At 69.8% G+C, this 12841-nt stretch carries 12 protein-coding genes; 9 read left to right on the top strand and 3 right to left on the bottom strand.

Annotated features, from left to right (window positions below):
• Positions 1-19 precede the first annotated feature (19 nt).
• Positions 20-454: a hypothetical protein gene (locus EAO79_RS04665; protein WP_124767976.1), complete on the top strand. Its 435-nt coding sequence runs from the start codon at positions 20-22 to the stop codon at positions 452-454.
• Between the two features lie 36 nt (positions 455-490).
• On the opposite strand, the gene EAO79_RS04660 is transcribed toward EAO79_RS04665, so the two are convergent.
• Positions 491-1504, bottom strand: coding sequence for a LacI family DNA-binding transcriptional regulator (locus tag EAO79_RS04660; RefSeq protein ID WP_241160986.1), 1014 nt, complete (start codon positions 1502-1504; stop codon positions 491-493).
• A gap of 183 nt (positions 1505-1687) precedes the next feature.
• Here EAO79_RS04660 and EAO79_RS04655 point away from each other — a divergent pair, with 183 nt between their 5' ends.
• From EAO79_RS04655 to EAO79_RS04630, 6 genes are all read left to right on the top strand, one after another.
• A complete protein-coding gene (locus tag EAO79_RS04655; protein WP_124767974.1) occupies positions 1688-2917 on the top strand; it encodes a Gfo/Idh/MocA family protein in 1230 nt (409 codons plus the stop codon).
• Between the two features lie 70 nt (positions 2918-2987).
• Positions 2988-4247, top strand: a complete 1260-nt coding sequence (locus EAO79_RS04650; protein WP_082916064.1) for an ABC transporter substrate-binding protein — start codon at positions 2988-2990, stop codon at positions 4245-4247.
• Positions 4248-4252: 5 nt separating this feature from the next.
• Positions 4253-5251 (top strand): carbohydrate ABC transporter permease, encoded by a 999-nt coding sequence (locus EAO79_RS04645; RefSeq protein WP_124767972.1) that lies wholly within the window; start codon positions 4253-4255, stop codon positions 5249-5251.
• Positions 5252-5265: 14 nt separating this feature from the next.
• Complete coding sequence (locus EAO79_RS04640) at positions 5266-6147, top strand: carbohydrate ABC transporter permease (protein ID WP_124767970.1); 882 nt, start codon at positions 5266-5268, stop codon at positions 6145-6147.
• Positions 6148-6206: 59 nt separating this feature from the next.
• A complete protein-coding gene (locus tag EAO79_RS04635; protein ID WP_124767968.1) occupies positions 6207-6986 on the top strand; it encodes a ThuA domain-containing protein in 780 nt (259 codons plus the stop codon).
• Positions 6983-8122, top strand: a complete 1140-nt coding sequence (locus EAO79_RS04630; RefSeq protein WP_124767966.1) for a Gfo/Idh/MocA family protein — start codon at positions 6983-6985, stop codon at positions 8120-8122. Before EAO79_RS04635 ends, EAO79_RS04630 begins: the two co-directional genes overlap by 4 nt.
• 51 nt (positions 8123-8173) lie before the next feature.
• Here EAO79_RS04630 and EAO79_RS04625 read toward each other — a convergent pair whose 3' ends face one another.
• Positions 8174-8950 (bottom strand): hypothetical protein, encoded by a 777-nt coding sequence (locus EAO79_RS04625; RefSeq protein ID WP_124767964.1) that lies wholly within the window; start codon positions 8948-8950, stop codon positions 8174-8176.
• 87 nt (positions 8951-9037) lie between these two features.
• Between EAO79_RS04625 and EAO79_RS04620 the strand changes: the two genes are divergently transcribed.
• Together EAO79_RS04620 and EAO79_RS04615 are read left to right on the top strand one after the other, a co-directional pair.
• On the top strand, positions 9038-10582 hold the full coding sequence (locus EAO79_RS04620; RefSeq protein ID WP_124767962.1) for a leucyl aminopeptidase: 1545 nt from the start codon (positions 9038-9040) through the stop codon (positions 10580-10582).
• A gap of 297 nt (positions 10583-10879) precedes the next feature.
• Positions 10880-11524 carry a cyclopropane-fatty-acyl-phospholipid synthase family protein gene (locus EAO79_RS04615; protein WP_124767961.1) on the top strand — a complete coding sequence of 215 codons (645 nt, stop codon included), beginning with the start codon at positions 10880-10882 and terminating at the stop codon, positions 11522-11524.
• Between the two features lie 244 nt (positions 11525-11768).
• On the opposite strand, the gene EAO79_RS04610 is transcribed toward EAO79_RS04615, so the two are convergent.
• Positions 11769-12839, bottom strand: coding sequence for a LacI family DNA-binding transcriptional regulator (locus EAO79_RS04610; protein WP_124767960.1), 1071 nt, complete (start codon positions 12837-12839; stop codon positions 11769-11771).
• Positions 12840-12841 lie beyond the last annotated feature (2 nt).

Raw genomic sequence — 12841 nt, 5'->3', positions numbered from 1 at the left:
TTGGTTATGGTCGATGCCCATGACCACCCCGCTCCCGCCGATGCCACAGCCCCTCCTCGTCCAGATCGGCAACATCAGGGTCACTGAGGACGTGATCATGACCCCCGCCGGCACGTGGCCACTCGCGGACGTCAACGTGACGTCGAGCGATCAGACCTCGACGACCACCCACACCCCGGCGTGGGCCATCGTGCTGGTCATCGTGTTGATCTGGTTCTTCTTCCTCAGCCTGCTGTTCCTGTTCGCGAAGGAGAGGCGTGTCTCAGGGTTCGTCTCCGTGAACGTCCAGGCCGGCCCGTACACCTACACCGAGCAGGTCCCGATCTCGACCGACTTCGCCCGACACGACACCATGAACCGCGTCGGCTACACCCAATCACTGATCGGGCAGGCACGGCACCGGGCGATCGCGAACCGAGCGGCGGAGTCCTCCCGGCACCCTGAGGTGCAGTGACCGGTCGCTCGCGGGCCATGCACGCGACGAGATGACTCAATCGGGCGGCGGCGCGAGGGACGCGCCCTCGAGGAAGGCGCCCATGACGAGTTCGTGACGCAGTTCACCGAGGGTGCCGTCGAGACGGCCGATGAGGGTCTCGACGCCCATCCTGCCGAGTTGGGCGGCGGGCAGCAACGTGACGGCGAGTGCCGGGTCGGCCGCTTCCGACACCTCTCGCGTGGAGGCGACGAGGACGACGGACAGGTCGTCGGGGACCGAGACGCCGCGCCTGCCGAGCTCGCTCACGAAACCGAGGGCCGCCCGATCGTTGAGCACGAGGACGGCTGTGACCTCGGGCGCCTCCTCCTGGAGGGCCGCCGCGATCTCGCGACCACCGGCCGGATCGGGAGTGCACTGGAGCGTCCGAGCGCGGAGTCCACGGGCCGCGCACACGGCGTGGAAGGTCTCCTGCACGCGGATCACCGGGCCGTAACCGTCGAGGTCGGCCCGCTCGACCTCCTCGAGCAGGGCGAACTCCCGGTGACCGAGAGCCTGCAAGCGGTCGATGGACAACTCGACCATCCCCTCGAAGTCGACGTCGACGTAGTCGAGACCGGAGGGGTCGCGCGTCCGACCGATGAGCGTCAGTGGCGTCCCGGCCGCGAGCAGACGGTCGACCCGATGGTCGTCGAGCCGCACCTCCATGAGAATGACGCCGTCGATGAGGCCGTCGGAGGTGAACTCGCGAAGCGCGTCTGGGTCGCTCGGCTCCGGCCAGAGGACGACGGTGTACCCGAGCTCGGCGGCAGCCTCCGCAGCACCGGTGAAGAAGCGGGCCGCGTTGTCGGACAGTCGATGCTGGAGCACCGGGAACAGCAGTGCGATGATGCGGGTCCGCCGGCTCGCGAGCGCGCGGGCGACCGCGTTCCGGCGGAAGTCCAGCTCGACCATCGCCGACTCGACCCGCAGTCGAGTGGCCGGGGACACGGGCTTCGAATCGTTGACGACGAACGACACCGTGGCGACCGAGACCCCTGCGAGTCGCGCGACGTCACGCATCGTTGCCATGGATCCCCGTTCAGGTGCGGTGCTGTCCGGTCAGTCTCTCACGGATCACGATTCGGTAAACCGGTTAAATTGCTCCTTGACGACTCCGGCGGCGCGGTGCATGCTGGTTCCCGAAGCGCGCAGTAAACCGGTTAACTTTCTGGTCTGCGCGATCCGACCTCGACCGGCGAAGGAGCCGTGCTGATGCCTGTACCGACCACGGAGGACCGCCGCTCCGAGCAGCCACTGCGCGTCGCGATCGTCGGGTACAGCTTCATGGGCACGATCCACGCGCAGGCCTGGACCACCGCTCCCCGCTTCTTCGACCTCGGCCGCGGGGTCGACCTCGTCGCCGTCAGCGGTCGCGATGCCGACGCTGCCCGCGCGTTCGCCGACCGGTTCGGGATCGCCGACGTCGAGACGGACTGGCGAGCGCTCCTCAGCCGCGGCGACATCGACGTGATCGACATCTGCACCCCTGGCCACCTCCACGCCGAGATCGCGATCGCGGCACTCGACGCCGGTATCCACGTCCTGTGCGAGAAGCCGCTCGCGAACACGCTCGAGGAGGCCGAGCGGATGAACGCCGCGGCCGAGCGAGCTGCGGCGCGCGGCGTTCACGCGATGGTCGGCTTCAGCTATCGGCGCACCCCCGCACTCGCCTATGCACGACGGCTCGTCGCCGACGGTCGCCTCGGGACGATCCGTCACATCCGGGCCCAATACCTGCAGGACTGGATCGCGGATCCGACGTTCCCGCTCGTCTGGCGGCTCGACGCCGACCAGGCCGGCTCCGGTGCGCTCGGTGACCTCGGCGCCCACATCATCGATCTCGCACGGTTCATCACCGGGCAGGAGCTGACCGGCGTGAGCGCCCTCACCTCGACCTTCGTCACCGAGCGGCCGCTCCCCACCTCGTCGAGCGGCCTCAGCGCCACCGCGGGCGACGATCCTGAGGATGGCGACGCGGCGGAACCCCTCACCGGGCGGGTGACCGTCGACGACGCGGTCGTGTTCATCGCCCGCACCGACGGCGGCGCCCTGGCGACGTTCGAGGCCACCCGCTTCGCCACCGGTCGCAAGAACGCGATGCGGCTCGAGATCGACGGTTCCGACGGATCGCTCGTCTTCGACTTCGAGCGCATGAACGAGCTGCAGTTCCACGACCACACCCTCCCCGCCGAGGAGGCGGGCTTCCGGCGCATCCTCGTCACCGAACCCGGCCACCCGTATGCGGACGCCTGGTGGCCGGCCGGACACGGTCTCGGCTACGAGCACACCTTCGTCCACGAGGTCGCCGACCTCGCCCGTGACCTCGCCGCCGGCCGGGCGCCCGAACCTGGCTTCGCCGACGGCCTCCTGGTGCAGCGCGTGCTCACCGCGGTCTCGGCGAGCGCCGGCGCAGGCGCCGCCTGGATCCCACTCGACCACTGACCGAACCACCCACCGCACCACGATCACCACCGCATCACGAACACCACTCACCAGGCAAAGGAGCCATGACATGAGATCCACGACCACCCGCGACACCCGGCCACGCATCATCCGTCGGCCGCATGTGCTCGGATCGCTCGCGATCCTCGCGATCACCCCGTTCGCCCTCACCGCGTGCAGCGGTGGCGGTGGCGCGGCGGCCGGAGGCGACGCCGGCACCCTCACGATCCTCGACTACTACAACAACGAACCCGACAAGACCCTCGTGGGCGACGCCCTCGACCGGTGCGCGGACGACGTCGGCGTGAAGATCAAGCGCGAGACCGTCCCCGGCAAGGACCTCATCCAGAAGGTGCTCCAGCAGTCGTCGTCCAAGACGCTGCCCGACGTCCTCATGCTCGACAACCCGGACGTCCAGGAGATCGCCGCGACCGGCGGCCTCTCGCCGCTCAGCGACTACGGCGTCGACACCTCGGGCTTCGCGAAGGGCATCCTCGACGCGGCGAGCTACGAGGGGGAGGTCTACGGCCTGGCGCCGACGGTCAACACCCTCGGCCTCTTCTACAACGAGGATCTCCTGGCCGCGAAGGGCATCACCCCGCCGACCACGTGGGACGAGCTCAAGACGGCCGCCGCCGCACTGACCGAGGGCGACACCTACGGGCTCGCCTTCAGCTCCATCGCCACCTACGAGGGCAGCTGGCAGTTCCTGCCGTTCATGTGGACCAACGGCGGCGACGAGGCCGACCTCACGACGCCCGCCGTCGCCGAGGCCCTCCAGCTGCAGGTCGACCTCGTGAACTCGGGTTCGGCGTCGAAGAGCGTCATCAACTGGTCGCAGGCCGACGTGAACGACCAGTTCATGGCCGGCAAGGCCGCGATGATGATCAACGGCCCGTGGCAGATTCCGGCCCTCAGCGCCGACACCAACCTCAAGTACGGCAGCGTGCAGGTTCCGGTCAACAAGGCCGGCCAGACACCTGTCGCCCCGCTCGGTGGCGAGGTCTGGACCGTCCCCGTGACCGGCGACAAGGACAAGCAGGCGAAGGCGGCGAAGTTCGTCGAGTGCATCTCGAGTGACGAGAACCAGCTCGCCCTCGCGGAGGCCCGCTTCACCGTCCCGACGAAGACGGCCCTGGCCGAGCAGTACGTCGCGAAGGTCCCCGAGATGGCCGCGTTCACGGAGCAGGTCGCCAACGCCCGCTCGCGCACCGGCGAGCTCGGCGAGGAGTGGCCGGAGGCCGCGACCGAGATCTACACCGCCATCCAGCTCGCCCTGACCGGGCAGGCGACGCCTGAAGAGGCGTTCAAGCAGGCGGCCGCGGGCTGATCCCGATGAGCAGTGGCATCGCCGGAGCATCGCTCCAGGACCGGAAGACCGGCCAGCGGTCCAGCGGCACCGACGGGGGCGCGCCGACCAAGCGCACCCCCGCCGGGGCCGGCCGCCGGTCCCGACGCTTCCGTCGGGAAGACCTGATCAAGCTCGGCTTCGTCCTCCCAGCAGCGCTCTACATCGTGCTCTTCTTCGGCTATCCGGTCGTCAAGAACGTCACGATGAGCTTCCAGGAGTACACGACGAAGACGTTCTTCACGGGCGAGGCGCCGTGGGTCGGGTTCGCGAACTACGTGACCGTGTTCAGTTCCCAGCTGTTCACACCGGCACTGCTCAACACGGCGCTGTTCACGATCGGGTCGATCGCCGGGCAGTTCGTGATCGGGCTCGCGCTCGCCGTGTTCTTCAAGCGACGCTTCCCCCTGAGCTCGTTCCTCCGCGCGATGCTGCTGCTCCCCTGGCTGCTCCCCCTGATCGTGTCGAGCGCCACCTGGCGGTCGATCCTCGACCAGGACAGCGGCGTCCTGAACGCCGCCCTCGGATCCATCGGCCTGTCGGGCGTCCCCTGGCTGACGAGCCCGTCGGTCGCCCTGTTCGCGGTCGTCCTCGTCAACATCTGGATCGGCATCCCGTTCAACGTCACGATCCTCTACGGCGGCCTCCAGGACATCCCCGACGAGCTCTACGAGGCGGGAGCGCTCGACGGCGCGACCGGCTGGAAGGCGTTCCGCCACATCACCTGGCCGAACCTCCGCCCCGTGGTCAGCGTCGTGCTCGTGCTCGGCGTCGTCTACACGATCAAGGTGCTCGACATCATCCTCGGCCTCACGAACGGCGGGCCGGCGAACGCCACCCAGACCCTCGCGGTGCGGTCGTATCAGGAATCGTTCGTCAACTTCGAGTTCGGTGTCGGTGCGGCCTTCAGCAACATCCTCATCGTCATCTCGCTCCTCTTCGCCATCGTCTACCTGCGCGTGAACCGACGCGCGGTCGACGAGTAAGGACACGGCCCCTCATGACCACGACCAGCATCGTGACCGGCGGCCGGCAGACGCGCCGCTTCGCCCCGGTCGGCCCGCGTCGACACCGCGGCGACCGACGCCACCTCGGCTACACCGTCGTCGGCGTCATCATCCTCGCGATCATGCTCTTCCCCGTCTACTGGATGGTGAACGCGTCGCTGCAGCCGTCGGGCAACACACTCACGGGCGACTTCTTCCCGATCAACCCGAGCTTCGCGGGGTATGAGAAGGCGATCGCCGACCAGGGCGGGCACCTCGTCACGAGCCTCATCATCTCGCTCGGTACCGTCGTCCTGTCGCTCGCTATCGCGTCCCCAGCGGCCTACGCCCTCGCACAGTTCCGGTTCCGCTGGATCAGCATCGCGCTCCTCGTGATCCTGATCGCCCAGATGATCCCGGGCATCGTGATCGCGAACGCTCTCTACTCGGCGTACAACGACCTCGGCCTGCTCAACTCGATCCCCGGGCTGATCCTCGCCGACGCCTCGCACGCCATCCCGTTCGCGATCCTCATCCTGCGGGCGTCGATGCAGACCATCCCGCCGTCGATCGTGGAGGCGGCGCGGGTCGATGGCGCGGGGCACGTGCGGGCCTTCGTCTCGATCGTCCTCCCGGTGAGCCGCAACGTGCTCATCACCGCCGGCCTGTTCGCCTTCCTCTTCTCCTGGAGCGACTTCCTGTTCGCCCTGACGCTGACGACGACGGAGGACGTCCGGCCAGTGACGCTCGGCATCTACCAGTACCTCGGCTCGCAGGTCTCGAACTGGAGCGCGGTGATGGCGACCGCCGTCCTGTCGTCCCTGCCCGCGATCCTGCTGCTCGTCATCGCCCAGCGGTTCATCGCCGCGGGTGCGACGGGCGGTGCCGTGAAATGACCGACGACCACTCCGACACCCTCTCCGACCACGCAACGCATCCTCGAAGGAGCACCACCATGTCCGACAGCAGCACCCCCATCCGCGTCCTCGTCTGGGGCGAGAACCGCCACGAGCAGATCGAGGAGAAGGTCCGCGCCATCTACCCGGACGGCATGCACACGACCATCAAGGAGGGCATCGAGGAGCACCTCGGCACCGACGCCGTGGTGACCACGACCACGCTCGACGAACCGGAGCACGGGCTCACCGAGGAGGTGCTCGCCGCGACCGACGTGCTCGTCTGGTGGGGCCACGCGGCTCACGGCGAGGTCGCCGACGAGGTCGTCGAGCGCGTGCACCAGCATGTGCTCGCCGGCATGGGTCTGCTCGTGCTGCACTCCGGCCACTGGTCGAAGATCTTCGGCAAGCTCATGGGCACCTCGTGCACGCTCCGGTGGCGGTCGGAGGAGGACCGCGAGATCGTCTGGACCGTCGACCCCACCCACCCGATCGCCCAGGGCATCCCGCACCCGTTCATCATCCCGGCGCAGGAGATGTACGGCGAGTTCTTCGACGTCCCCGCGCCCGACGAGCTCGTCTTCCTCTCGACCTTCACCGGTGGCGAGGTCTTCCGTTCCGGCATGACCTACAAGCGCGGCTTCGGCAAGATCTTCTTCTTCTCCCCCGGCGACCAGGACTACCCGGTCTACCACCACGAGCACGTCCGTCGCGTCCTCGCGAACGGCGTCCGGTGGGCGCAGACGCTGCGTCCGGAACGCGCGGTGCCGGTCCTGCTTCGGTACGAGACCGAGGACTTCTACAACGGCCGCGGGTACGAAGGGGCGCTCGCGCGATGAGTGCTCCTGTCGACGGTGGCTTCGCGACGCTCGCGGACGCCACCAGGCCGGTCCGGCTCGTGCTCGTCGGCGCGGGCGGGATGGGACGGGCGTGGTTGCGGACGATCCTCGCGAACCCGGACACGGAAGTCGTCGGCGTCGTCGACCTCGACACGGCCCTCGCGGAGTCGGCGGTGACCGAGGCCGGGCTCCGGGTGGGCCCCGAGGGTGTCGTTGTCGGCACCAGCGTGTCGGTCGTCGCCGAGGCGACGGGGGCGGACGCGGTCGTCAACGTCACCGTGCCCGCCGCGCACCACCCGGTGAACACCGAGGCGCTCTTCGCCCGGTTGCCGGTGCTCTGCGAGAAGCCGATCGCACCGACGGTGGCGCAGGCCCTCTCGTTGGCCGCGACGGCCGAGGCCAGCGGGCAATTGCTCATGACGAGCCAGTCGCGTCGCTACTACGCGTCCATCGCCGCCTTCCGGGAGCAGGTCGCCACGCTCGGCCGGCTCGGGTCCGCGACGACCGAGTTCTTCAAGGCACCGCACTTCGGCGGCTTCCGCGAGGAGATGGCGCACGTGTTGCTCGTCGACATGGCGATCCATGCCTTCGACGCCGCCCGCTACGTCCTCGGCAGCGACCCGATCGCCGTGTACTGCGAGGAGTACAACCCGGGGTGGAGCTGGTTCTCCGCCGACGCCGCCGCGACCGCGGTCTTCGAGTTCGCCGGAGGCGTCCGGTACACCTACAGCGGCAGCTGGTGTGCGGACGGCGTGGAGACCTCGTGGAACGGCAGCTGGCGGGTGAACGGCGAGCACGGTACGGCCGTCTGGGACGGCGACTCCGCTCCGCAGCGGCAGCTCGCGCCGCAGGGCGGATCTCCGTCGGCGGTCGAGACCGCTGAGCTCGAGCCGGACGTACCGGAGGAGATCGCGGGCTCGCTCGTCGAATTCGTCGATGCCCTGCGCACGGGGCGTGTCCCGTCGGGTGAGGTGCACGCCAACGTGCTGAGCCTCGCGATGGTGGAGGCCGCCGTGCGGTCCGCCGAGTCCGGCGAGAGAGTGGTCATCGCGGACGTGCTCGCCCAGGCGCACACGCGGGCGATCGAGGCCGAGCCGCGCGCCGACGTCCGGGCCACGCTCGTCACCTCCCGCTGAGGTGAGGCGGATCGTCGCCCGCGCACCCCGCGAGCGACGATCCGCCTCACCTCACCAGGTGCCGTCGAGGAGGTCGCGGGTCACGACCAGGTTGAGCACCCGCCAGAGGCCGGAGTGGCCCGGCGTCTGGCCCGGCCGGTTCGGCCACCCCTCGACGCGTGCGACACGGACGAAACCGACCTCGTGCCACACGGGGTCCGTCTTCCGGAAGCGGTGCGGCTGCCAGACGACCGGACGCTCAGGCAGACTGCCCGACGCCGGCTCGCGCTTCGCCCCCAGCGTCGCCAGGGTCTCCGGCCCGGGGACCTGCTCACCCACCCAGTCGAGGACGTCGAGCTCGGGTGAGTCGCCGTATCGGGACCGATGGATGCCGGCGACCCGGAACAGGGCGGTCCGTCCGTTCGGCGCAGTGAACGCGAGGACGTCGCCCGGCGTCAGGTCGTCCTCCACGTGGCGCCACGATCGACGGAGGCGCTTCGGGGCGGGCTGCGGGCCGAGGAGCTTCTCGCGGAGACGGTCGAGGGCCGCGGTCCGCCTCGCGACCTCCCCCGGGCCTGCTTCAGCCCACAGCTCGAGGTCGGCACCGCGATCGATCGCCGCGAGCGCCCGCGTCCGCACGTCGGGATCGAGCCGGCCGACCTCGCTCTGCGCGGCCGCGAGCGGGATCCAGAGCTCGCCGTCCTCGCGCTCCACCAGGTGGGCGAACGACGCGATGGTCCGTCGCGTCGCCTCGTCGTCCGGCACGCGGTCCTGCACGTACTCGCGGTACTCGGTGCGAATGTCCGACGCCGTGTCGTTCGAGAAGATCGCCGTTCCCCATGCACCCATCCCGGCATCCTGCCAGACCCCTCGCGTCAGCGGCCAGGTGAGGCCCATACGATGGATCCAGCCCGACTCCGAGACGAAGGACGCTGCATGCCATCCCGCCCCACCAAGCTGATCCCGCCGACCTTCTCCCGCACCCCCTCACTCGACGCCGAGGCGGTCGAGTTGAGCGTCGCAATCGAACTCCCCGAGGGCGTCGAGGCGATCGGCCTGGCCGTCGCCCCCGCAGCCGACGGTGCCGGCGACGACATCCCCGCGGCGCTCGGACTCGACCGTGCGGCCCTGACCCGCGCCGGCTTCACCGGCGAGATCGGCCAGACGCTGGTCATCCCCAGCCAGGACGCCCCGACGTACATCGCGGTCGGCGTCGGTGCCCCCGAGAAGCGCACCCCGTCAGCCCTCCGCGACATCGCTGCTGCCTTCGCCCGTGCGGCATCCTCCTTCGCGAGCATCGGCCTCGACGTGGCGCGCTCGTTCGACCTCGACCCGGCCTCCGCCGGCCAGCTCGTCGTCGAGGGCGCGCTCCTCGCCCGGTACCGCTACACCGAGCTGAAGCGGGAGACCAAGCGCACCCCGCTCGTCGCGCTCCACCTCGTCGCCGGTGCTGAAGACCTCCCGGAGACCGCGACCGGCGCGCACCGCGGTGAGGTCCTCGCCCGCGCGGCGAACCTCGCCCGCGACCTCGCGAACACGCCGCCCGGACATCTCACGGCAACCGACCTCGCCGAGGTGGCCGAGACGCTCGGTGCCGCCAACGGGCTCGACGTCGAGGTCTTCGACAAGGACGCGCTCATCGAGCTCGGTCTCGGCGGCCTGCTCGGGGTCAACGCCGGCAGCGTCGAGGAACCGCGCATGATCAAGCTCCGGTACACGCCGAAGGACGACGACGGCTCGCCGATCGAGGCCGCAGGACACCTCGCGCTCGTCGGCAAGGGCATCATGTACGACTCGGGTGGCATCTCGCTCAAGCCGTCCGACCCGTCCCACGCGGCGATGAAGATGGACATGGCGGGCGCCGGAGCGATCCTGTCCGCCATGACGGCGCTGGAGGAGTTGCACTGCACGAGCAGCGTCACGGCGTTCCTCATGTGCACGGACAACATGCCCTCGGGCTCGGCCACGATGCTCGGCGACGTGCTGACGTTCCGCAACGGCACCACCGTGGAGATCAAGAACACCGACGCCGAGGGTCGCCTCGTCCTCGCCGACGGCCTGAGCCTCGCCGTCGAGGAGGAGCCCGACGCGATCGTCGACATCGCGACGCTGACCGGTGCCGCGATCATGGCGCTCGGCACGAAGACGGCGGCCGTGCACGGGACCGACCAGGGCATCGTCGACCAGACGCTCGCGTCATCGAAGGCCACCGACGAGCAGCTGTGGCAGTTGCCGCTCGAACGCAGCTACCGGAAGCAGCTCGACTCGGACGTCGCGGATCTCGCCAACATCGGCGGCCGGTTCGCCGGTTCCACGCTCGCCGCCCTGTTCCTCGCGGAGTTCGTCGGCGACATCCCGTGGGCGCACCTCGACATCGCCGGCACCATGCTCGTGGAGTCGGACGAGTCCTGGCGGTCGAAGGGCGCGACCGGGTACGGCACGCGCCTCCTCATCGACCTGGCGCTCAACTTCCGCGCCTGACGCAGGACGCGGCGTCGGTGCCCGGTCCCTGAGCCTGTCGACGGGCGGCGACCGGACCGTCGTTCCCCGCGAGCACTTCGACAGGCTCAGTGACCGGATCAGCCCATCCACAACCCGGTCACTGGGCCGCAACCCGGTCACTGGGCCGCAACCCGGTCACTGGGCCGCAACCCGGTCACTGGGCCGCAACCCGGTCACTGAGCCTGTCGAAGTGTCGAAGGCCACCCAGCGACAACCTCCGTTGCCGTTCCGGCAAGAATCACGTGTTCGCAACCGGTGTCACGGCAGGCTGATGCCATGACCTCCGAGCACGAGCCCGCCATCACCGATCCCGCCGCCTTCTGGGAGCACCGCTACAGCAGCCGCGGCCAGGTGTGGAGCGGCAAACCGAACGCCGCCCTCGAGCGCGAGGTGGGCGGGTTGGCGCCCGGCACCGCACTCGAGCTCGGCAGCGGGGAGGGTGCCGACGCCGTCTGGCTCGCCCGGCAGGGCTGGTCCGTGACGGCGGTCGACATCTCCCCGAGCGCGCTCGCCCTCGGAGCGTCGACCGCGGCAGAGGCGGGGGTCGCCGATCGCGTCACCTGGGTGCAGGCCGACCTCGTCGAGTGGGAACCGTCGGCGTCGTTCGATCTCGTCACAGCGACGTTCCTGCACTCCCCCGTCGAGTTCCCCCGGGAGGCGGTCCTGCGCCGTGCGGCGTCCGCGGTCGCTCCCGGCGGCACGCTGCTCATCGTCGGCCACGCCGGTCCGCCGCCCTGGGCGACCGAGCACATCGCGCACGCGCACTTCCCGACGCCCGAGGAGGTCCACGCCTCGCTGGAGCTGGAGGCGACCGAGTGGGAGGTCGTCACCGCAGGCCTCGTCGCGCGCGCCGCGATCGGGCCTGACGGCGAGCCAGCCGAGCTCGACGACAGCGTCCTCGTGCTCCGTCGCCGTCCCTAACTCAGGAGCGGCGCGGCGTGTCGCGCCGTCCGCCGGCGTGTCGCACCCGACACACCGCAGCCGTCCTGAGTGAGGGACACAACACCACCCGCCGCGCATCCCGGCTCAAACCGGATCCTCCACGTCCCTAACTCAGCAGCGTCCCGGCGCGTCCCGACGCCCGACCGGCGCGTCGCACCGGACACGCCGCAGCACTCCTGAGTCAGGGACAGGACTGAGGTCGAATCGGGTCAGCGATCAGGGGTCAGCGAGCCGGGGGCGCACCCACGGAGCCGCGCTCGATGAGCGTCTGGGCGAGCACCAACTCCTCCGCGTCGGCCCCCGCCCCACCGATCCGGGCGATCAGCCGGCGCGCGGATTCGGCACCGAGTTCGTAGATCGGCTGCGACACGACGGTGATCGGCGGCGTGGTGAGGCTCGTCCAGTCTGCGTCGTCGAATGCGATGAGCGACACGTCGTCGGGGATCGCGAGGCCGAGTTCGCGGATGGTCCGGAAGACCGCGGAACCGACCAGGCTGTCGGAGGCGATGATCGCGGTCACGGGGTCCCGGTCGCCGAGGACCTTCCGGGTGATGACGTCGATCCCCTCCGCGCGCGCATTGAGGTGGACGGACGCCGCCGGGTCCTCGACGCCGGCCTCGCGGAGGGCACCCGTGAACCCGTCGATGCGATCGCCGACCGAGGAGGAGCCGACATCGTCCCCTGAGGCATACGGCTCCCCGTGGCCGAGGGTCGAGATGAACGCGATCCGACGGTGTCCGGCGGCGAGGAGGTGCCGGGTTGCCGCGGCCGCCCCGGAGGCGTTGTCGGCGACGACCGTGTCGGCCTCCATACCGGCCGCACGACGGTCGAGGAGCACCACGGGACGCCCCTCGGCGAGCGCCGTTTGTAAACTTCTCGTTTCGATCGAGGAGGCCGGCGTGACGATGAACCCGTCCACGCGCTTGTCGAGGAGGAGCTCGATCGCGGCCGTCTCAGCGTCGACCTCCTCGTCGGAATTGGCGAGGATGAGGTCGAATCCGGCTGCTTGCGCGACGTCGGAGATCCCCCGGGTCGCACGAGCGAAGAAGGGGTTCTCGATGTCGCCGATGACCACCCCGATGGTGTTCGACTTCCCCGTGTTCATGCTCTTCGCGAGGGCGTTCGGGCGGTAACCGAGGCGTTCCGCGGCGGCCTGCACACGGTCCCGCACATCCTCGCTCACGGCCCCGTAGTCGCCGAGCGCGCGGGCCGCAGTGGCCTTCGACACCCGTGCGGCCTTCGCGACGTCCGACACCGTCGCCTCGCGTCTGCCGGTACCCGGATCCGTTGCCATGT

Origin of the sequence: Plantibacter sp. PA-3-X8, from assembly GCF_003856975.1 — a bacterium.
In the GTDB taxonomy this organism is placed as follows: Bacteria; Actinomycetota; Actinomycetes; order Actinomycetales; family Microbacteriaceae; genus Plantibacter; species Plantibacter auratus.
The sequence above is the reverse complement of the archived record's forward strand: the minus strand, read 5'-3'. Positions and strand labels throughout refer to the sequence as shown.

Excerpts from the sequence above, each read along its gene's own strand:
- EAO79_RS04620 (WP_124767962.1), top strand. The coding sequence starts at position 9,038 with ATGCCATCCCGCCCCACCAAGCTGATCCCGCCGACCTTCTCCCGCACC.
- EAO79_RS04650 (WP_082916064.1), top strand. The coding sequence starts at position 2,988 with ATGAGATCCACGACCACCCGCGACACCCGGCCACGCATCATCCGTCGG.
- EAO79_RS04660 (WP_241160986.1), bottom strand. The coding sequence starts at position 1,504 with ATGGCAACGATGCGTGACGTCGCGCGACTCGCAGGGGTCTCGGTCGCC.
- EAO79_RS04610 (WP_124767960.1), bottom strand. The coding sequence starts at position 12,839 with ATGGCAACGGATCCGGGTACCGGCAGACGCGAGGCGACGGTGTCGGAC.
- EAO79_RS04655 (WP_124767974.1), top strand. The coding sequence starts at position 1,688 with ATGCCTGTACCGACCACGGAGGACCGCCGCTCCGAGCAGCCACTGCGC.
- EAO79_RS04645 (WP_124767972.1), top strand. The coding sequence starts at position 4,253 with ATGAGCAGTGGCATCGCCGGAGCATCGCTCCAGGACCGGAAGACCGGC.
- EAO79_RS04615 (WP_124767961.1), top strand. The coding sequence starts at position 10,880 with ATGACCTCCGAGCACGAGCCCGCCATCACCGATCCCGCCGCCTTCTGG.
- EAO79_RS04635 (WP_124767968.1), top strand. The coding sequence starts at position 6,207 with ATGTCCGACAGCAGCACCCCCATCCGCGTCCTCGTCTGGGGCGAGAAC.
- EAO79_RS04625 (WP_124767964.1), bottom strand. The coding sequence starts at position 8,950 with ATGGGTGCATGGGGAACGGCGATCTTCTCGAACGACACGGCGTCGGAC.
- EAO79_RS04640 (WP_124767970.1), top strand. The coding sequence starts at position 5,266 with ATGACCACGACCAGCATCGTGACCGGCGGCCGGCAGACGCGCCGCTTC.
- EAO79_RS04665 (WP_124767976.1), top strand. The coding sequence starts at position 20 with ATGACCACCCCGCTCCCGCCGATGCCACAGCCCCTCCTCGTCCAGATC.
- EAO79_RS04630 (WP_124767966.1), top strand. The coding sequence starts at position 6,983 with ATGAGTGCTCCTGTCGACGGTGGCTTCGCGACGCTCGCGGACGCCACC.